Raw genomic sequence first — 19,270 nt, 5'->3', positions numbered from 1 at the left:
CATACTCGGCGGGTGACGTCGACCCGGGAGCCAGCGGCTGGCACGCACGACGACCCCGTGCAGCGGCGCACCGTCGCCACGCTGTCGATGTCGCAGGTCCTCGGCGGCATCTCGCTCGCGAGCGGGGTCGCCGTCGGCGCACTCCTCGCCGAGGAGGTGTCGGGGTCGCCGACCTACGCCGGGCTCGGCTCGACGTTCCAGGTCATCGGCTCGGCGCTCATCGCCGTCCCCATGGCCCGGCTCAGCGCCGCACGCGGGCGTCGTCCGGGCCTGGCCCTGGGCTACGTGCTGTCGTTCGTCGGGGCGCTCGGGCTCATCGCATCCGGGATCGTCGGCAGCTTCGCGCTGCTGCTCGTCGCCAGCCTGCTCTTCGGCGGCTCGACCGCCTCGAACAACCAGGCCCGGTATGCCGCGGCCGACCTCGCGAACCCGGCCCACCGTGGGCGTGACCTCAGCCTCGTCGTGTGGGCGACGACGATCGGCAGCGTCCTCGGTCCCAACCTCGTGGGCCCGAGCGAGACCGTGTCGCGCGTGCTCGGCATCCCGCGGCTGACCGGACCGTTCGTGTTCTCGCTCGTGGGGCTGGTCCTGGCCGTCGCGGTCCTGTTCTGGAGGCTGCGGCCCGACCCGCTCGTCGAGGCACGCCGTCGGGCCGTCCACCTGGACCCGGACGCCGTCGGGCCGACCCACGGCTCGGTCGGGCGCGGGCTGCGGGTCGTCGCGGCCCGCCCACAGGCACTGCTCGGCCTCGTCACCCTCGCACTCGGCCACGTGACGATGGTGAGCGTCATGGTCATGACGCCGCTGCACATGCGTCACGGCCAGGCGGACCTGACGATCATCGGATTCGTCATCAGCATGCACATCCTCGGGATGTTCGCGTTCTCGCCGCTCACCGGCATGGCGGTCGACCGGCTCGGCGGGCGCGCCGTCGCGATGGTCGGTTCGGGCATCCTCGTCGTCGCCACGCTCCTGGCGTCGTCGGCGCCGATGGGCCACTCCAACCGTCTGCTCGCCGGGCTCTTCCTCCTCGGGCTCGGCTGGTCGTGCACGCTCGTGTCGGGATCCACGCTGCTCACCGCCGCGGTGCCCAGCGCGGAGCGACCCGGCGCCCAGGGGGCGAGCGACCTCGTCATGGGTCTGGCGGCCGGCACCGGGGGTGCGCTCGCGGGTGTGGTCGTCGACCGCGCGAGCTTCCAAGCTCTAGCCCTCGGGGCACTCGTCATCGCCGTCACGATCGGCGTCGCCGCCCTCGTGCTGCGCGAGCGCCGGCCGGTCAGCGCCCGCTGAGCCCCGGCCAGTTCGGGCTGCGCTTCTCGGCGAAGGCTGCGACGCCCTCGGCCCGGTCCGCGCTGAACGCCGTGTCGTGCCACCGCGCGTCCTCGATGTCGAGTCCCTCGGCCAGGGACACGTCCATGCCGCCACGCATCGCGGCCTTGGCGTTGCGCACACCGACGGGGGAGTGCGCCGCGATCCGCCCGGCGAGCTCGAGCGCGGCGGCTCGCGGGTCGTCGACGACGCGGTCGACGATGCCGAGCGCGAGGGCGGCCTCGCCGCCGACCCGGCGAGCGGTGAAGATGAGGTCGGCGGCCCGGGACCAGCCGATCCGGCGGGTGAGCAGCTGCGTGCCCCCACCACCGGGGATGACGCCAACCGACACCTCGGGCAGCGCGAACGTCGCCTCCGGCGAGGCCACGATGAGGTCGCACGACAGGGCGATCTCGCAGCCGCCGCCGAGCGCGTAGCCGGCCACGGCCGCGATCACGGGGACCGGCAGGTCCAGGACGCTCCGGTATGCCGTCCTGTTCCCCGGCCGCTGCGCGCGCAGCTCGTCGTCGGTGAGGGTGTTGCGCTCCTTGAGGTCCGCGCCGACACAGAACGCCTTGGGGTGTGAGGACGACACGACCACGGCCCGGGTCGTGTCGTCGGCGGCGACGGAGCGGGCTGCGTCGGTGAGGGCCCGGGCCATCGCGGTCGAGACGGCGTTCATCGCCTCCGGGCGGTTGAGCACCAGCTCGACGACACCCGAGTCGTCGCGGAGCACCTGCACGAGGTCGGTGGACATGGGCTGCTGCGCTGCATCCTGGGACATGGGCGCCATCCTCCCCGATCGCCTCTCGCCCCGACAGGCGACCACGGACCGAGAGCGTCGCGACGAGTGGCGGCACCCGGCATACGGGACTGTCGTTGTTAGCCTGCGGAGGTGAGCGAATCCGGACCGCAGTCAGAGATCGACTCGCGGACCGAGCGGGTCCGCCACGCCGTCGCGGGCTGGACGCGGCACCTCGTCGACCTCGGTGGGCGCAACACGCTGCTCTGGTACCGCGACCTCCCGTCGGGCACGCTCGACCTCACGACGGCGCATCCCGGCGGCGTCGCGATGCTCCTGGCGGGGAGGCCGACGCGGCTGAGCGACCTGGTCCGGGAGCCGGCCGCCTTCGACGAGGCCCGGCGGCGCGCCCGCACGATCGCGGCCAAGACCCGCGAGCTGCGTGAGGAGCGCGGCATCGACACCGGTTTCGTCGCCGTGGGGATGGCCACGTGGAGCCTGGGACGAGGGGGCGCGGCCGCGGCCCGCCAACCGGCCGCGCCGGTGCTGCTGCGCAGCTGCACGCTGCGCCCGACGACGCCCCAGCACGACGACTACGAGCTCGACCTCGGCGACGAGATCGAGCTCAACCCCGTGCTCGAGCACTACCTCGCGTCCGAGCAGGGCCTGACGATCGACTCCGACAGGCTCGAGGGCCTGGCGCACACCTCGAACGGCTTCGACCCCTACCCGGCCTACGCCGCGCTCACGCAGGAGTGCGCGTCGGTGCCGGAGTTCGAGGTGGCGCCCCGCATCGTCCTCGGCACGTTCTCCTACGCGAAGCTGCCGATGGTCGCCGACCTCGCCGCGCACGGCGACGCCCTCGCCGACCACGACGTCATCGCCGCCATCGCCGGTGACCCGACGGCGCTGCGTTCGGTCCGGCACGAGCTGCCCAGCCGCGCGCTGGACGTCGTGCCCGACCCGGCGAGCGGGCTCCTCGTCCTCGACGCCGACTCCTCGCAGCAGGAGGCCATCGAGGCCGCCCGCTCGGGTGCCCACCTCGTCATCCACGGTCCACCCGGCACCGGCAAGTCCCAGACCATCGCCAACCTCGTCGCCGCCCTCGCTGCCGACGGCAAGCGCGTCCTCTTCGTCGCGGAGAAGCGCGCAGCCATCGATGCCGTCGTCGGACGGCTCGACCGGGTCGGACTCGGCGACCTCGTGCTCGACCTGCACGACGGCGCACGGGGCCGGCGCCGCATCGCGCACGAGCTCGTGTCCGCCCTGCCCGGCCGCTCGCCCCGCCCGGCGGACCCGCCGAGCCGTGACGTCGACCGGCTGCGCACCACCGCCGCCACCCTGCTCGAGCACCGCAGCGCGATGCACGAGCCCCGTCACCCGTGGGGTGTGTCGGTGCACGACGTGCAGGAGGCGATCAGTGCACTGGGCTCGTCGGAGCGCCCGCCGCACTCGCGGGTCCGCATCCGGGGTGAGGCGCTGCAGTCCCTGCCGCGCGACCGCTACGAGGTGCTCACCCGTGAGCTCACCCGGGTGGCCTCGCTCGGCGCCTGGTGCACCGACCACGGCTCCGACCCCTGGTACGGCGCGACGGTGCGCACGCCCGAAGACGCCGTGCGCGCCCGCGAGCTCGTCGAGCGCTGGTCCGGCCCGGCCATCGCCGAGGTGGGCCGTACGCTGACCGACGTGTTCACCGGGCTGCGGCTCCCGACCTCGCGCACCGTGCGCGACTGGGGTCGCATCCTCGACACCGTCGCCCAGGTCCGCGACACCCTGGAGACGTTCCGGCCCGAGATCTTCGACGTGCCGCTGGGTGAGTTCGTCGCCGCGACCGGCACGCCCGAGTACCGCTCGTCGGTCGGTGCGGACCTCGGCTGGTGGGAGCGACGGGGGCTGCGACGCCAGGTGCGTCGCTACGTCCGCCCGGGTCGCCCGCCCGCCGACCTCCACGCCGCGCTCCGCGAAGCGAGCGAGCAGCGGAGCGCGTGGAAGGAGATGGCCGGTGCCGGTGGGCGCCCCGAGATGCCGGCCGACCTCGACCGTGCCATGGAGGCGTATGCCGTCCTCGCGGCCGACCTGGCCTGGCTCGACGAGCGCGTGCCCCGAGCCGAGGACTCCGACTCGCTGCTCGACGTCCCCCGTGACGAGCTCGCCACCAGGCTGCAGGCCCTGGCCGACGCACCCGACCGGCTGGCCGTGGTCCCGTCGATCATCGGGCCGGTCGAGTCCATGCGCGCCGCCGGGCTCGGGCCCCTGCTCGAGGACCTGGCCGGGCGTCGCGTGCCCGCCGACCACGTGGCGGCCGAAGCCGACTTCGTGTGGTGGAGCTCGGTGCTCGACGACATCGCCCTGCGCGACGCGCGGGTCGGCGCCCACGACGGCGAGGACCTGCGCCGCACCGTGGCGGAGTTCGCCGGCGCGGACCGAGAGGTGCTGCGGCAGAACGCCTCCCGGGTGCGCGCCGCCGTGCGGGCCAACGTCGACCGCGTGCTCGGCGACTCGCCCGAGCTCGAGAGCATCGTGCGTGCCGAGGGCGCGAAGTCCCGCCGCCACCGCCCCTTGCGTGACCTGCTCCCGGTCGCCGGTGAGCTGCTCACGGCCGCGCGGCCGTGCTGGGTCATGAGCCCTCTCGTCGTCGCGTCCGTGCTGCCCCCGGGGGTCTCGTTCGACGTCGTCGTCTTCGACGAGGCCTCACAGATCCCGCCCGCGGAGGCGGTCTCCGCCATCTCTCGCGCGCGCCAGGTCGTGCTCGCCGGCGACGCCAGGCAGCTCCCGCCCACGTCGTTCTTCACGACCGTCACCGAGGGCGGTGACGCCTCGCCCGACGACTCGCTCACCGAGGGGGTGGAGTCGATCCTCGACGTCCTCGCGGCCACGCTGCCGAGCCGGCACCTGTCCTGGCACTACCGCTCCCAGGACGAGCGCCTCATCGCCTTCGCCAACGAGCACGTCTACGACGGATCCCTCGTGACCTTCCCTGGCACCGGCTCTGCACCGGTGCTGCGCCACGAGCTCGTCGATGGCGTCGGTGTCGTCGAGGAGGGAGCCGCCAGCGTCGAGACGACGCAGGCCGAGGTCGAGAAGGTCGTCGACCTGGTCCTCGAGCACGCCCGGACCCGACCCGGCGAAAGCCTGGGCGTCATCGCCCTCGGACTGGCCCACACCCAGCGACTCGAGGACGCCGTGCGCCGGGCGCTGCAGGGCCTCGACCCCCAGGCCGCGGCCTTCTTCACCGAGGACGTGCACGAGCGCTTCTTCATCAAGAACCTCGAACGCGTCCAGGGCGACGAGCGCGACGCCATCATCCTGTCGGTCGGCTACGGCAAGACGCCGCACGGCCGCGTCCTGCACCGCTTCGGCCCGCTCAACACCGAGGGCGGCGAGCGCCGCCTCAACGTCGCGATCACCCGGGCCAAGCGTCGGATGACCGTGGTGTCCTCGATCGGTGCCGACGAGCTGGAGCCCTCGCGACTCAAGGCCCGCGGCGCCCAGATGCTGCGCGACTTCCTCGCCCACGCCGCCGCCTCGACAGCCGCCGAGACCACCGGCGGACCTGCCGACGTCGCACCCACCGCGCCGGTCCAGTCGGTCGTCATGGCGGAGTTCGCCCGACGGCTGCGGGCGAGCGGCCTTGTCGTCCACGAGCGCTACGGCTCGTCGGCGGACCCGATCGACCTCGCCGTGGAGGACCCGCGGCACCGCGGCCGGATGGTCGTCGCCGTCGAGTCCGATGGGCCGGAGTACGCCGCGATGTCCAGTGCCCGCGACCGTGACCGGCTGCGTGCCGAGCACCTCGGTCGGTTGGGCTGGAAGCACGTGCGCGTGTGGACACGTGACGCCTTCCGCGACCCGGCGCGCGACGTGGCGCGGATCCACGCCCTGGCCGAGCGCGGCGCGCCGTGACCCGACGCCGCCGTCGCGCCTCGAGCGCCCCGAAGCGGGTGGGCTCGGAGGAGGGTCTCACCTCCAGTCGCCCGGCACCCGAGTCGGGTGTCGAGCCGGAGGCGCAGCCGTCAGCTGAGCGTTCCGCACACGGGGCCGACGCCGGCCAAGCCGACGCGGCGGACGCCGAGGCTGGGGAGGCCGAGGTGCGTGAGAGGGCGACCCCGGAGTCGGAGGCACGAAAGCCCGAGGTGAGCGGACGGCATACGGCACCGAAGATGGAGCAGACCAAGGACGACACCGATGAGGGCTGGGGCGAGCCCGGTGACGATGACGCCGCAGCCCGGTGGCTGCGCGAGAACCGCCCGCCCCACTGGTCCTGAGACGTGACTCGGGGCGGGAACCAGCGGTGCTGGCTCCCGCCCCGTGGCGGTACGGGTCTGGAACCCCGAAGCGTCGCGCTCGGTCAGAGACCGGGACGGGCGCGCAGGCTGTCGCGGATCTCCTTGAGGAGCTCGGTGTTGGGGTCGACCGTCTCGGCGTCCGGCTCGTCCGGGAAGAAGCGCGCCTTGGCGCCCGTGTAGGGCTTGACGACGAAGAAGTAGATCACCGCGGCGAGGATGAGGAACGAGATGAGCACGGTGAGGAATGCGCCGATCGAAAGGCCACCCGGCGTCCAGTTGGAGAAGTCGGGGGTCCCGCCGATCTTGCCGACGATCTCCATGATGATCTTCACCATGGCCTCGACGACCTTGCCGAAAGCGGTCGCGATGACGACCGCCACCGCCAGGTCGACGACGTTGCCCTTGAGGACGAAGTCCTTGAAACCGTTCATGGAATCAGCGCCTTTCTGTCGGAGTCACGCTGCCCGACGTGCCTTCCGCCGAAGCGGTGCCACCGTACAAGTTGCCCGGAGGACCCGCGCGGCTCAGCGACGGGCCACCTGCCCACCGGGACACGCCCCGCTCAGCCGGTGACGACGGCCAGCACCCTGGGTGGACCGCCGTCTGGACGCTGACCTGCGAAGATGCGCTCGAGCTCCGCGGGCTCGAGGGCCGTGACCAGCCCGCGCGCACCGTCGTCGCCCCCGGGCAACGATCCGGTGAAGGAGGCCTTGCCGGGCGTGTCGACACCGAGGACGAGGACGTCCTGGGCGAGGGCGGCGCCACCCGTGTCCGGGTAGAGCGTGACCCTTCGGCCGGCCGAGACGAGATCGAGTGCGTGCGCGTCGGCGACGAGGAGGTGGGCGGCCACCGTGCCCGGCGGAGCGCCGTCAAGGGGCGACCGCGGGACCAGGCGTGTGGTGGTGATGACCTCACCGGGCTCGACGCGTGACGCCAGGCGTCGCCCGACCAGGGAGCGGAGGTCCGCGACGGTCGCCACCAACCCTGAGTCGCGCCCGACCTGCACCACACGCAGGTCCTTCTCCCCGAGGACACCGCCGCCCGGCAGCGCTTCGGCGGCGACGACCACCCGGGTCGTGGGAGGCGGCGGGGGTCGCACCACGCCGACGAGCAGCAGTGTCGCGGCGGTCGCGCACGCCGCGGCCAGGGCCCGGCGCAGCGCCCAGCGTCGCCACCGGGCACGTCGGGACGGGCCGAGGATCTCGGGTCGGCGCAGCGCGGCAAGGTGGAAGCGGGGCATGGGCTCGACGCTAGGCAGGCGCGGGCTCGACCGCGATCGCCGGAGGCCGGACTGTGGACGGTGCCGCCGCCTCGGACCGCCTGTGGACGAGTCAGCGACTCGCCGTCGCGGGCCTCGCGGCACTACGGTCAGGTTGTGAGTGACGACGACGCGACCCCCGCAGAGCCCGAGCAGCCCACCTTCTCCGGCCTCGGTCTGGACGAGCGTGTGGTCAGGGCACTCAAGGACGTCGGCTACGAGACGCCCTCGCCGATCCAGGCAGCGACCATCCCGGCGCTGCTCGAGGGGCGGCACGTGGTCGGCCTGGCGCAGACCGGCACCGGCAAGACCGCGGCCTTCGCCCTGCCGATCCTCAGCCGGCTCGACCTCAAGCAGAAGACGCCTCAGGCCCTCGTGCTGGCTCCGACCCGTGAGCTGGCGCTCCAGGTCTGCGAGGCGTTCGAGAAGTACGCATCACGGATGCCCGGGGTGCACGTGCTGCCCGTCTACGGCGGACAGGGCTACGGCGTCCAGCTCAGCGCACTGCGCCGTGGCGTCCACATCGTCGTCGGCACGCCCGGACGCATCATGGACCACCTCGAGAAGGGCACGCTCGACCTCTCGGAGCTGCGCTTCCTCGTCCTCGACGAGGCCGACGAGATGCTCAAGATGGGCTTCGCCGAGGACGTCGAGACGATCCTCAAGGACACCCCGGAGGAGAAGCACGTCGCGCTGTTCTCGGCGACGATGCCCAGCCAGATCCGCCGGATCTCGAAGAAGTACCTCACCGACGCCCTTGAGATCACCGTCGAGCGCAAGGCGACGACGGCGCCCAACATCACCCAGCGCTACCTCTTCGTGTCCTACCCGCAGAAGATCGACGCCCTGACGCGCATCCTTGAGGTCGAGAACTTCGAGGGGATGATCGTCTTCGTCCGCACCAAGAACGAGACCGAGATGCTCGCCGAGAAGCTGCGCGCCCGTGGCTTCTCAGCAGCCGCCATCAACGGAGACGTCGCCCAGGCACAGCGCGAGCGGACCGTGGCCCAGCTCAAGGCCGCGAAGCTCGACATCCTCGTCGCGACCGACGTCGCCGCCCGAGGGCTCGACGTCGAGCGGATCAGCCACGTCGTCAACTACGACATCCCGACCGACACCGAGTCCTACGTCCACCGCATCGGGCGCACCGGTCGAGCCGGCCGCACGGGTGACGCGATCTCGTTCGTCACGCCCCGAGAGCGCTACCTCCTCAAGGCCATCGAGAAGGCCACCCGGACGACCCTGACCGAGATGCAGCTGCCCTCGGTCGAGGACATCAACGCCACCAGGCTCAACCGGTTCGACGACCGGATCACCGCGGCCCTCGCCTCGAGCGACCTCGACGCCTTCCGCGACGTCATCGCCCACTACGTCCGCGAGCACGACGTGCCCGAGGCCGACGTCGCGGCCGCCCTCGCCGTCGTCGCGCAGGGCGACGAGCCGATGCTGCTCGGACCCGACCCCGTCCGTCCGCCGCGACGCGAGCGCGACGGCGGCCGTGACGACCGGGGACCGCGCCGGGACGGCGACGACCGTGGCGGTCGCCACGACCGTGGCCAGGAGCGGGGTCCGCACCGCGGCTCCGGCGGACCGATGTCGACCTACCGGATCGACGTGGGCCGGCGCCACAAGGTCGAGCCCCGCCAGATCGTCGGGGCGCTGGCCAACGAGGGTGGACTGGGCCGCCAGGACTTCGGCCACATCGACATCCGCACCGAGTACTCGCTGGTGGAGCTGCCCGCGACCCTGCCCGAGGGCACGTGGGAGAAGCTGCGCGCCACCCGGATCTCGGGTCAGCTCATCAAGCTGAGCGAGTCGAGCGAGCGCGGTGGCCGCCCCGAGCGGAAGCCGCACCGCAAGGGCCCGCGCGCCTGACGCCGACGGGCGGGGGGACCCAGAGGGACGGGTCGGCTCAGGCGGAGGCTGCGGAGGAGGCCGCCGGGGTCGAGGACGTGCTCGTCGACGAGTCCTTCTTCGCCGACCCGCTCGTGCTCGACGACGAGTCCGAGGACGGGGTCGCCGGTGAGGTGCTGCTCGACGTGGCACGCGAGTCGTTGCGGTAGAACCCGCCGCCCTTGAAGACCACACCCACCGAGTTGAAGACCTTGCGGAGGGACCCCTCGCACTCGGGGCAGACCGTGAGCGAGTCGTCGCTGAAGGACTGGACCGCCTCGAAGCGGTGGTCGCAGTCGCGGCACGCGTAGGCGTACGTGGGCACGGGAATCCTCCTGGGCAATGCGGGTGAGCGGTCTCAAGGATACGGAACGCCCGGGGATGCTCCGGTATGCCGTCCGCCCACGGGGCGTTGCGTCCGCCGTTTCGGTGGCCATGCCGGCAAGTTGCCGGACGCAGGGGTATGCCGTCCGCCCACGGGGCGTTGCATCCGCCGTTTCGGTGGCCATGCCGTCGAGTTGGCGGACGCGAGGGTCCGGAGCGGGTCAGTCCGGGGTCGACCACCCGGCGAGGCGGCCCTGCCGGCTCACGTCGCGCAGGCGCTTCTCGACGACGGCCCGCACCGCGGCGGGGGTGATGACGAGCATCTGGTCGCCGCGCCGCAGCGGCGTCGTCTCCTTCGGGACGAACGACGCACCCTCGCGCACGACGAGGGCGACGTTGGCCCCCGGGGGCAGGCGCAGCTCGTAGACCTGGACGCCAGCGAGGCGGGACCTCGGCCCGACCGTCACCTCGAGGAGGTGCGCGCCGATGTCGTCGAACGGTGTCGCCTCGAGGGCCAGGTCGTAGGTGTGGTGGGAGCGGTCGAGCCCGAGCCTGTGGGCGACCCACGGCAGCGTCGGCGCCTGGACGATCGTGAACATGATGACGAGGACGAAGACGAGGTCGAAGATCCACTCGACGCCGCCCGTCCCCACGGTCATCGGCACCGTGGCGAGCACGACCGGGACGGCGCCGCGCAGACCGGCCCACGAGAGGAAGCCCTGGGTGCGCCACCCGATCCCGAAGGGGGTGCACGACGCGATGACCGACAGGGGCCGCGCGAGGAGCAGCAGGACGAGGCCGAGCACGAGCGCGGGGACGATCTGGTCCGGGAAATGGGCGGGGTCCGCGAGCAGGCCGAGCATGACGAAGAGGCCGATCTGGGCGAGCCAGCCGAGCGCCGTGACGAAGCCGGCCACGGGGGCACGGTGCGGCAGGCCCATGTTGCCGAGGACGAGCGAGGCGAGGTAGCACGCGATGAACCCCGAGGCGTGCACGACGTCGGCGGCGGCGTAGGCGAGGACCGACACCGACACGACGCCGATCGCGAACAGCGCCGAGGAGCCGCCCGCGACGCGGGCCATCAGGCGGCCGCCGAGCCACCCCACCCCGAGGCCGACGGCCGACCCGACGACGAGCTCGAGGCTGATGAGCGTGGCGAGGGACCACCACGACTCGACCCCCGTGCCGGCCGCCGACCCCGTGGCGAGCGCCGTGACGAGGATGACGACGGGGGCGTCGTTGAAGCCGGACTCCGCCTCGAGCATGCCGCTCACGTGGCGGGGGAGCGGCACCTTGCGCAGCACGGCGAAGACGGCCGCGGCGTCGGTCGAGGCGAGGATGGCCCCGATGAGCAGCGCGGTGTTCCACGGCATCTCGAGGACGTAGTGGGCGGCAGCGGCGACGACGACGATGGAGACGAAGGCGCCGACGGTGGCGAGGGTGGCCGCGGGAGCCAGCGAGCCCTTGATCGTCTCCCACTTCGTCGTCACCCCGCCCTCGGTGAGGATGAGGACGAGGGCGGCGTAGCCGAGGACCTGGGTGAGCTCCTCGTCGGAGAAGTCGATGCCGAGGCCGCGGTTGCCGAGGGCCAGTCCGATGCCGAGGTAGATGAGCAGCGAGGGCAGGCCCGAGCGGGTCGACAGCTTGACCGCGGCGATCGCGACGATGAGCACCGCGGCGCCGATGAGCAGCGCGATCGAGAGCGAGTGCAGGTTGTCCGGTTCGGCCGCGACCACTCCGGCAGCGGTGACCCGGGACGTCAGGCCGGCACCCGGCATACCCGAAGTCGTGATCACGGCCCGTCCTTGCAAGTGCTGCGGATGTCTGTCCTAGTCTCGCAGGGTGAGTCCCCTCCGCGTTGCGCGCCGTGCTGCCCTGGCCCTGGTCGGTGTCCTCGTCGTGGCCGCCCTCGTCCTGTCGGTCGTCGGCGTGTCACTGGTCCGGCGATCGTTCCCCCAGACCGAGGGCGAGATCAAGGTGCAGGGACTCGCGGCCCGGGTCGACGTGCTGCGTGACGACCGCGGCATCCCCCAGATCTACGGCGACAGCGTCACGGACATCGCCAAGGCGCAGGGCTACGTCCACGCACAGGACCGCTTCTTCGAGATGGATCTTCGGCGCCACGTGACCGCCGGCCGCCTCTCCGAGCTCGTCGGCGACGCCGGTCTCGAGACCGACCGGGCGATCCGGACGATGGGCTGGCGACGCGTCGCCGAGGCCGAACTGCCCACCCTCGACCCGCAGACGCGGACGACGCTCCAGGCCTACGCCGACGGCGTCAACGCCTACCTCCGGGGGCGCTCGCCGTCGCAGGCCTCGCTCGAGTACGTCGTCCTCGGCACCCGGGTCTCCGACTACCGGATCGAGGAGTGGACGCCGGCCGACTCGCTCGCCTGGCTCAAGGCGATGGCGTGGGACCTGCGCGGCGACTACTCCAACGAGCTGGCCCGCGCCCGTCTCTCGACACGGATCACCGGCGCGCAGATCTCCGAGCTCTACCCGGCCTACGACGTCGCCAACACCCCGATTCTCACCGCGGAGCAGTGGGCGCCGCGCCGACCGGCCGGCCAGGTCTCGTCGAGCGTCCCCGCAGCCCTCGGCTCCAGCGCCGTGGGCGCGTCCGCGCGCGAGGTCGCCGACGCCCTCGGCAGCACCTCGGCCCAGCAGGCGTATGCCGCGGTGGGCCGCGCGCTCGATGCCATCCCGGCCCTCATGGGCCGCGGTGAGGACATCGGGTCGAACTCGTGGGTCGTCGGGCCGCAGAAGTCGGCGACGGGCAAGCCGATGCTCGCCAACGACCCGCACCTCTCTCCCGGAGTCCCCGGCATCTGGTACCAGGTCGGCCTGCACTGCCGCGAGAAGACCGAGCAGTGCCCGCTCGACGTCGCCGGGTTCTCGTTCTCGGGCGTCCCGGGCGTCGTCATCGGCCACAACGACAAGATCGCGTGGGGCTTCACCAACCTCGACCCGGACGTCAGCGACTTCTACCTCGAGAGGGTCGACGGCAACCGGGTGCTGCGCGGGCAGACCTGGGAGCCGGTCGAGACACGTCGCGAGGTCATCAAGGTGGCCGGGAAGCCGGACGAGACGATCACGGTGAGGTCGACCCGCCACGGCCCGATCATGTCCGACGTCCTGCCCGCCCTCGACGACGCCGGCGAGCACTCACCGGTGCCGGCCACCGAGGGGCAGACACCGACGGGCCAGCAGGACTTCGCGGTCTCGATGGCGTGGACCGGGCTCCAGCCGAGCAAGACCGCCGACGCGATCTTCGCGCTCAACGTCGCGCAGGACTTCACCGAGTTCCGGCAGGCCGCGAAGTCGTTCGCCGTGCCGGCGCAGAACCTCATCTATGCCGACGTCGACGGCCACATCGGCTACCAGGCGCCGGGCCAGGTGCCGGTGCGCGCCTCGGCATTCAAGGGCGCGCCGCCCGGGTTCTGGCCGGCGCCCGGCTGGGACGAGGCCTACGACTGGCAGGGCTTCGTGCCGTTCGACTCGATGCCGACCGTGCTCGACCCCGACGAGGGCTTCATCGTCACCGCCAACCAGCCCGTGACGATGAGCCGGACGCCGTTCCTCACCACCGAGTGGGACTACGGCTACCGGGCGCAGCGGATCCGCGACCGTCTCACCGACGCCACCAAGGGTGGCGCCACGGTGACGGCCGCGACGATGGCCGGGATCCAGATGGACTCGCGCAACCAGTTCGCCCCGGTGCTCGTCAAGGCACTGCTGGCCGTGCCGCTCGCCGGACCGGGTGACTCTGACGCCGAGGTGGCCTTCACCCGCGAGGCGCAGGACCTGCTGCGCGACTGGGACTTCACCACGCCCGCCGACGACTCACGTGCCGGTGCGGCCGCGGCCTACTACAACGCGGTGTGGGCCAACCTGCTCCGGCTGCTCTTCGACGACGAGGTGCCCGAGGACCTCCAGGCCGACGGCAACAGCCGGCACATGGCCGCGGTGACGCGGCTGCTCGAGAACCCCAGGAGCGCGTGGTGGGACAACCGCCAGACCGCCGGGGTGACCGAGAGCCGTGACGAGATCCTGCGCCAGGCCCAGGTCGAGGCGCGGCTCGAGCTGACGAGGTCGCTCGGCAAGGACCCCGACGACTGGCGGTGGGGTGCGCTCCACACCCTCGACCTGACCCACCAGGTGCTCGGCGGCGAGACCGTCCCGGGCGTGGTCCGCAGCATCTTCAACCGCGGCGGCTTCGAGATGCCCGGCGGCTCCTCGATCGTCAACGCCAACGGCTGGCGGGCCAACCTCGGCTACGAGACGACCTGGGCGCCGTCGATGCGGATGGTCGTCGACCTCGACGACCTCGACCGCTCGACGTGGATCAACCAGACCGGTGTGAGCGGTCACGCATTCAACGGGCACTACGACGACCAGACCGAGGACTGGGTCGAGGGTCGTCAGAAGCCGTGGGCCTTCACCGAGGAGGCCGTGCGCGAGGCGACCGACGAGGAGCTCGCGCTGCTGCCGGACAGCTGACCGTCGGCCTCAGAACCACGTGGGGCCGTCGGCGGTGAGCACGCCGTCGACGGGGCGGTCGTGCTCGTCGCGGGGGAGCGGCTGCTCGCTGACCTCTCCCGGGTGCAGCACGACGAGCACTCGGGAGCCGGCCCCTCGTCGGTGCAGTGCGCGGTCGTAGCTCCCGCCGCCACGCCCCAGCCGCGTGCCGCTGTGGTCGGCCGCGAGGCCGGGAGTGAGGACGAGGGCGGCGGCCGAGATCGCGTCGGGACCGACCGGCATACGCCGCTCGTCCTCCGCCTCGCACCAGTCGAGGTCGTTGTCCGCCAAGGTGATCGGCACGAGAACCCGTATGCCGTGTGCCGCCAGCGCCTCGATCGTCGCCGCCGTGGGCGGCTCGGTGCGCATCGCCTCGTAGGCAGCGACGGTGGCACCCTCGGGCAGGCCGAGCTCGCGCACGAGGGCGAGGACGTGGCCGGCGAGCGCCAGGTCGTCCACGGCGCGGTCGCGCACGGCGACGATCTCGCGCCGGGCGGCCAGCAGCGCCGGCCGGAGGGTGGCCTTGTCGTGGGCCGTCGGTGTCTGCGCCATCGCACCAGTGTCGCCGCCGGATCGCACAGCAGAGGCGCGGCTCGCTCGCCTAGGGTTGCCGGCATGGGTGACGACGGGCTTCGACAGGCCACCGACCTGATGCGCGACCGGGGCGTCGATGCGCGCGCCATCGGGGCGTTCACCCGCTTCTACGGCCTGCTCGAGGCCGAGGCCACCGGCTACATCCACGAGGACTCCATCGAGCCGCTGGGGCAGGTGCGGTCGCTGGCCGAGCTCGAGGTCGACGAGGTCGAGCTGCCGGAGGCGCTGGCGAGGTCGGCGGTGCTCAAGCTCAACGGCGGGCTCGGCACGTCGATGGGCATCTCCGGTCCCAAGACCGCCCTGCCCGTCCGCGACGGCCTGACCTTCCTCGACATCATCGCCCGCCAGGTCCTCGCCCTTCGCGAGCGCTACGACGTCGAGCTGCCCGTCGTCTTCATGGACTCCTTCCGCACCCAGGCCGAGACGCTCGAGATGCTCGCCGCGTACCCCGGTCTCGACGTCGACGGGCTGCCGCTGTCGTTCCTCCAGAGCGCCGAGCCCAAGCTCCGCGCCGACGACCTCACGCCGGTCTCGTGGCCCGACGACCCCGAGCTCGAGTGGTGCCCGCCCGGGCACGGCGACGTCTACATCGCGCTACAGTCGAGCGGACTGCTCGACACGTTGCGAGACAGGGGTGTCCGCTACCTCTTCCTCTCCAACGGCGACAACCTCGGCGCGACCTTCGACCCGCGGATCCCCGCGTGGATGGCCCGTGATGGCATCCCCTACGTGGCCGAGGTGTGCGAGCGCACCCGCAACGACCGCAAGGGCGGTCACCTCGCGCGACGCCGCAGTGACGGCCGGCTCGTGCTGCGTGACTCGGCCCAGGTCGCACCGGGCGAGGAGGAGTACTTCCAGGACAACGAGCGCCACGAGTTCTTCCACGTCAACAACCTCTGGGTCGACCTCGACGTCCTCGCCGACCAGCTGGCGCAGCGGGCGGGCGTGCTCGAGCTGCCGATCATCGTCAACCGCAAGACCGTCGACCCGACCCGCAAGGACTCCACGCCGGTCATCCAGATCGAGTCCTCGATGGGCACGGCCGTCGAGGTCTTCGAGGGATCCCAGGCGCTGTTCGTGCCGCGTGACCGCTTCCGGCCCGTCAAGACGACCAACGAGCTGCTCCTTGTGCGCTCCGACCTCTACGAGCTCGACGGGGACAGCCAGGTCGTCTCGCTCATCGACCACGAGGAGCCCTACGTCGACCTGTCCGGCGAGTTCAGGTTCGTCCAGGACTTCGACGCGCGCTTCCCGCACGGCGTGCCCTCGATCCGCGAGGCGCACTCGCTCTCCGTCGACGGCGACGTGACCTTCGGCCGAGACGTCGTCTGCGTCGGGGACGTCACCGTGCACGCCGACTCGCCGCGCACCATCGCGGACGGCACCCGCCTCGAGGGCGACGCGTGAGGACCGTCGAGGAGCACCGTGCGGCGCTCGTCGCTCTCGTCTCGGCGCTGCCGCCGGTCACCGTCGCCCTGTCCGAGTCACTCGGGCGCGTCCTGGCTGCCGACGTGGTCGCGGCCGTGGACCTCCCGGGCTTCGACAACAGCGCGATGGACGGGTATGCCGTCCGCTCGGCCGACGTCGCCGGCGCCAGTGCCGCCGCTCCCGTCCTGCTCGACGTCGACGGCGACATCGCCGCGGGTGACACGCGTGAGCACACGCTCAGGCCGGGGGCGACGATGCGGATCATGACGGGCGCGCCGATGCCCGTGGGTGCCGACGCGATCGTGCCCGTCGAGGAGGGCGACGGCGGCGTGGAGCGGGTGGCCCTGACACTCGCGGCCGAGGCGGGCCGGCACCTGCGTCGACGCGGTGAGGACGTGCGTGCCGGAGACGTGGTGCTGCGGGCCGGAGTCCGGGTGACCCCCGGACGGCTGGCGCTGGTGGCGGCCAGCAACGTCGCGGCGGTGGAGGTCGTGGCGCGACCGCGCGTCCACGTCCTCTCCACCGGTGACGAGCTCGTCACCGTCGGGCACCCGCTCGCCCACGGACAGATCGTCGACTCCAACGGGTCGATGCTCGCGGCGCTCGTCAGGGCATCGGGTGGCGACCTCGTGGGGGTGGGCCACCTGGACGACGACGCCGACGCCTGGGCGTCCCTGCTCGCCGACGTGCCGGGCGAGCCGGACCTCCTCCTCACCACGGGTGGGGTGTCGATGGGTGCGTACGACACCGTCAAGGAGGTGCTCTCGGGGACGGGCACCGTCGACTTCGTCAAGGTGGCGATGCGCCCGGGGATGCCGCAGGGTGCAGGGGTCGTCGGTCCGCGGCGCACGCCGATCATCACCCTGCCGGGCAACCCGGTGAGCTCGTTCGTGTCGTTCCACGTCTTCGTGCTTCCCGTCCTGCGCGCCCTGGCCGGCCTCGACCCCGAGGTCGCACTGATCAGGGGCGTTGCCGCGCAGGGCTGGTCGTCGGTGTCCGGCAAGGTCGAGTTCACCCGGGTCGTCCTCGACGGCGACGGCGTCCGTCCCTCCGGCGGCCAGGGCTCGCACATGCTCGGTGCCTTGGCCGAGGCGACGCACCTCGCCGTGGTGGACGCCCGGACGACGGAGATCCGGCCGGGGGACCCCGTCCACCTGCTGCCGCTCGTGGGGCAGGATTGACGATGTGGCCCTCCCCGACCCGAGCTCGACCCGACAAGGTCCCGCTTCACCCGAGCCGCCACCTCGGGTCGAGCGGCCCATTATCGGGTCACCCGATAATGCGGCAGGCGGGGCCGGTCGCGGTCTGACGCATGTCCGGGCCGACGGGTCGGCACACATGGTCGACGTGTCCGCCAAGGCCGTCACCGCCCGCGAGGCCAGCGCACGAGGGCGGGTGCTGCTCTCGGCCGACGCCGTCGCCGCCCTCCGGGACGGAACCGTCCCCAAGGGTGACGCGCTCGCGGTGGCTCGGCTGGCCGGCATACAGGCGGTCAAGCGCACCCCGGAGCTCATCCCGCTCGCGCACCCCGTCGCCGTGCACGCGGCCTCGGTGGACCTCGACGTCACCGACGACGGCGTCGACATCTCCGCCACCGTCCGCACCGCCGACCGCACCGGCATCGAGATGGAGGCGCTCACCGCCGTGAGCGTGGCCGCCCTCGCCCTCATCGACATGGTCAAGGCCGTCGACAAGCACGCCCGCATCACCGACGTCCGGGTCACGGCCAAGTCCGGCGGCCGGTCGGGCGACTGGGTCGAGCCGTGAGCGGGCCGCTGAGCGGGCGCCGGGCCGTCGTCGTCACTGCGTCCACCCGCGCCGCGCAGGGGGTCTACCCCGACAAGGGAGGCGCGCTCATCGTCGAGAGCCTGCGGACCTGGGGCGCCGAGGTCGACGACGCGACCGTCGTCCCGGACGCCGAGGTCGCGACCGCGCTCTCTGCGGCGCTGGCACTGCGGCCACACCTGCTGCTCACCACCGGGGGCACCGGGATCAGCCCGACGGACCGCACGCCCGAGGCGACCGCGGCCCTGCTCGACCGCGAGGTCCCGGGCATCGCCGAGGCGATCCGGGGTGCGGGCGTGGCGGCGGGGGTGCCGACCGCGATGCTGTCGCGCGGCCTCGCCGGAGTCGCCGGGTCGACCCTCGTCGTCAACCTCCCCGGCTCGAGCGGCGGGGTGCGTGACGCCCTCGAGGTCCTCGAGCCGGTGCTGGCCCACGCGCTGAGCCAGCTCGCCGGGGGCGACCACTGATGCTGTGGGGCAGGCGGCGTGAGAGCTGGACGGTCGTGCTCACCGGCACCACCCCGGGCGGGCTCCCGATCCTGCTGCGACCGCTGCGCCCCGAGGACGCCGAGGAGTACGTCTCGGTCCGCGCCCGCAACCGTCACTGGCTCGGGCCCTGGGACGCGACGTCGCCGGTGCCGGTCTCCGGGTCGCGCACCTTCGACGACGTCGTCGACTTCTACCAGGAGGAGGCGCTGGCCGGACGGATGCTGCCGTTCGTCGTCGAGGTCGAGGGCGCGCTGGTCGGGCAGGTCAACGTCAGCAACATCGTGCTCGGGTCCTTCCGCTCGTGCACGGTCGGCTACTGGGTCGCGCAGTCCCTGGCAGGGCGCGGGATCGTCCCCACGGCGCTGGCGCTCGCCGCCGACCACGCCTTCGCCGCGCTCGGCCTGCACCGGGTCGAGGTCAACATCCGGCCCGAGAACGTCGCCAGCCTGGCCGTCGTCCGCAAGCTCGGGTTCCGCGACGAGGGCCTGAGGCCGCGGATGCTGCACATCGACGGGGACTGGCGCGACCACCGGTCGTTCGCTCTGACGACGGAGGATCTGGACAACCAGTCGGTCATGGACCGTCTGACCCACTCGTCACAGCAGTCACTTGGGCGACACACCGTTGAGGGTCCGACTGCCTGACC

16 protein-coding genes are annotated in these 19,270 nt (G+C 72.5%); 10 read left to right on the top strand and 6 right to left on the bottom strand.

Going from position 1 to position 19,270, the window contains the following annotated elements; all coding sequences use genetic code 11:
• The first annotated feature begins 12 nt into the window (after positions 1-12).
• Positions 13-1,290, top strand: coding sequence for an MFS transporter (locus LL946_RS03620; protein WP_404384874.1), 1,278 nt, complete (start codon positions 13-15; stop codon positions 1,288-1,290).
• On the opposite strand, the gene LL946_RS03615 is transcribed toward LL946_RS03620, so the two are convergent.
• Positions 1,277-2,092 (bottom strand): enoyl-CoA hydratase/isomerase family protein, encoded by an 816-nt coding sequence (locus LL946_RS03615; protein ID WP_404384872.1) that lies wholly within the window; start codon positions 2,090-2,092, stop codon positions 1,277-1,279. The genes LL946_RS03620 and LL946_RS03615 overlap by 14 nt on opposite strands.
• A gap of 111 nt (positions 2,093-2,203) precedes the next feature.
• Between LL946_RS03615 and LL946_RS03610 the strand changes: the two genes are divergently transcribed.
• Both LL946_RS03610 and LL946_RS03605 read left to right on the top strand, forming a co-directional pair.
• Positions 2,204-5,953, top strand: coding sequence for an AAA domain-containing protein (locus tag LL946_RS03610; RefSeq protein ID WP_404384870.1), 3,750 nt, complete (start codon positions 2,204-2,206; stop codon positions 5,951-5,953).
• Complete coding sequence (locus LL946_RS03605) at positions 5,950-6,315, top strand: hypothetical protein (RefSeq protein WP_404384868.1); 366 nt, start codon at positions 5,950-5,952, stop codon at positions 6,313-6,315. The genes LL946_RS03610 and LL946_RS03605 overlap by 4 nt, the downstream gene beginning before the upstream one ends.
• Positions 6,316-6,398: 83 nt before the next feature.
• Here the strand turns inward: LL946_RS03605 and mscL are convergent, their stop codons facing one another.
• The gene (gene mscL, locus LL946_RS03600) at positions 6,399-6,767 is read right to left on the bottom strand and encodes a large conductance mechanosensitive channel protein MscL (protein ID WP_404384866.1); all 369 of its coding nucleotides are present in this window, start codon (positions 6,765-6,767) and stop codon (positions 6,399-6,401) included.
• A gap of 131 nt (positions 6,768-6,898) precedes the next feature.
• Positions 6,899-7,576: an SAF domain-containing protein gene (locus LL946_RS03595; RefSeq protein ID WP_404384864.1), complete on the bottom strand. Its 678-nt coding sequence runs from the start codon at positions 7,574-7,576 to the stop codon at positions 6,899-6,901.
• Between the two features lie 135 nt (positions 7,577-7,711).
• On the opposite strand from LL946_RS03595, the gene LL946_RS03590 reads away from it, so the two are divergent.
• Positions 7,712-9,469: a DEAD/DEAH box helicase gene (locus tag LL946_RS03590; RefSeq protein WP_404384862.1), complete on the top strand. Its 1,758-nt coding sequence runs from the start codon at positions 7,712-7,714 to the stop codon at positions 9,467-9,469.
• 37 nt (positions 9,470-9,506) lie between these two features.
• Here the strand turns inward: LL946_RS03590 and LL946_RS03585 are convergent, their stop codons facing one another.
• Together LL946_RS03585 and LL946_RS03580 are read right to left on the bottom strand one after the other, a co-directional pair.
• Complete coding sequence (locus tag LL946_RS03585; protein ID WP_404384860.1) at positions 9,507-9,812, bottom strand: FmdB family zinc ribbon protein; 306 nt, start codon at positions 9,810-9,812, stop codon at positions 9,507-9,509.
• A gap of 220 nt (positions 9,813-10,032) precedes the next feature.
• Entirely contained in the window at positions 10,033-11,607 is a 1,575-nt protein-coding gene (locus LL946_RS03580) for a potassium/proton antiporter (protein WP_404384858.1), read from the bottom strand.
• 46 nt (positions 11,608-11,653) lie between these two features.
• Here LL946_RS03580 and LL946_RS03575 point away from each other — a divergent pair, with 46 nt between their 5' ends.
• Positions 11,654-14,311 (top strand): penicillin acylase family protein, encoded by a 2,658-nt coding sequence (locus tag LL946_RS03575; protein WP_404384856.1) that lies wholly within the window; start codon positions 11,654-11,656, stop codon positions 14,309-14,311.
• 9 nt (positions 14,312-14,320) lie between these two features.
• Here the strand turns inward: LL946_RS03575 and LL946_RS03570 are convergent, their stop codons facing one another.
• Positions 14,321-14,881 (bottom strand): 5-formyltetrahydrofolate cyclo-ligase, encoded by a 561-nt coding sequence (locus LL946_RS03570; RefSeq protein WP_404384854.1) that lies wholly within the window; start codon positions 14,879-14,881, stop codon positions 14,321-14,323.
• A gap of 63 nt (positions 14,882-14,944) precedes the next feature.
• On the opposite strand from LL946_RS03570, the gene LL946_RS03565 reads away from it, so the two are divergent.
• The 5 genes from LL946_RS03565 (at position 14,945) to LL946_RS03545 (ending at position 19,268) form a co-directional block, all read left to right on the top strand.
• On the top strand, positions 14,945-16,330 hold the full coding sequence (locus LL946_RS03565; protein ID WP_404384852.1) for a UTP--glucose-1-phosphate uridylyltransferase: 1,386 nt from the start codon (positions 14,945-14,947) through the stop codon (positions 16,328-16,330).
• Positions 16,327-17,532, top strand: a complete 1,206-nt coding sequence (gene glp / locus LL946_RS03560; protein ID WP_404384850.1) for a gephyrin-like molybdotransferase Glp — start codon at positions 16,327-16,329, stop codon at positions 17,530-17,532. Before LL946_RS03565 ends, glp begins: the two co-directional genes overlap by 4 nt.
• Before the next feature lie 157 nt (positions 17,533-17,689).
• The gene (gene moaC, locus LL946_RS03555; protein ID WP_404384848.1) at positions 17,690-18,118 is read left to right on the top strand and encodes a cyclic pyranopterin monophosphate synthase MoaC; all 429 of its coding nucleotides are present in this window, start codon (positions 17,690-17,692) and stop codon (positions 18,116-18,118) included.
• Positions 18,115-18,603, top strand: a complete 489-nt coding sequence (locus LL946_RS03550) for a molybdenum cofactor biosynthesis protein B (protein WP_404384846.1) — start codon at positions 18,115-18,117, stop codon at positions 18,601-18,603. Before moaC ends, LL946_RS03550 begins: the two co-directional genes overlap by 4 nt.
• The gene (locus LL946_RS03545) at positions 18,603-19,268 is read left to right on the top strand and encodes a GNAT family N-acetyltransferase (RefSeq protein WP_404384844.1); all 666 of its coding nucleotides are present in this window, start codon (positions 18,603-18,605) and stop codon (positions 19,266-19,268) included. Before LL946_RS03550 ends, LL946_RS03545 begins: the two co-directional genes overlap by 1 nt.
• The last annotated feature ends 2 nt before the right edge of the window (positions 19,269-19,270 follow it).

The organism is Knoellia locipacati (assembly GCF_044791685.1).
Taxonomy (GTDB): domain Bacteria; phylum Actinomycetota; class Actinomycetes; order Actinomycetales; family Dermatophilaceae; genus Knoellia; species Knoellia locipacati_A.
This window is presented reverse-complemented; position numbering and strand designations above follow the sequence as displayed.

Bases quoted from the DNA above. Each gene is read 5' to 3' on its own strand.
- LL946_RS03615 (WP_404384872.1), bottom strand. From the start codon at position 2,092: ATGTCCCAGGATGCAGCGCAGCAGCCCATGTCCACCGACCTCGTGCAG.
- mscL (WP_404384866.1), bottom strand. From the start codon at position 6,767: ATGAACGGTTTCAAGGACTTCGTCCTCAAGGGCAACGTCGTCGACCTG.
- LL946_RS03595 (WP_404384864.1), bottom strand. From the start codon at position 7,576: ATGCCCCGCTTCCACCTTGCCGCGCTGCGCCGACCCGAGATCCTCGGC.
- LL946_RS03570 (WP_404384854.1), bottom strand. From the start codon at position 14,881: ATGGCGCAGACACCGACGGCCCACGACAAGGCCACCCTCCGGCCGGCG.
- LL946_RS03565 (WP_404384852.1), top strand. From the start codon at position 14,945: ATGGGTGACGACGGGCTTCGACAGGCCACCGACCTGATGCGCGACCGG.
- moaC (WP_404384848.1), top strand. From the start codon at position 17,690: ATGGTCGACGTGTCCGCCAAGGCCGTCACCGCCCGCGAGGCCAGCGCA.
- LL946_RS03545 (WP_404384844.1), top strand. From the start codon at position 18,603: ATGCTGTGGGGCAGGCGGCGTGAGAGCTGGACGGTCGTGCTCACCGGC.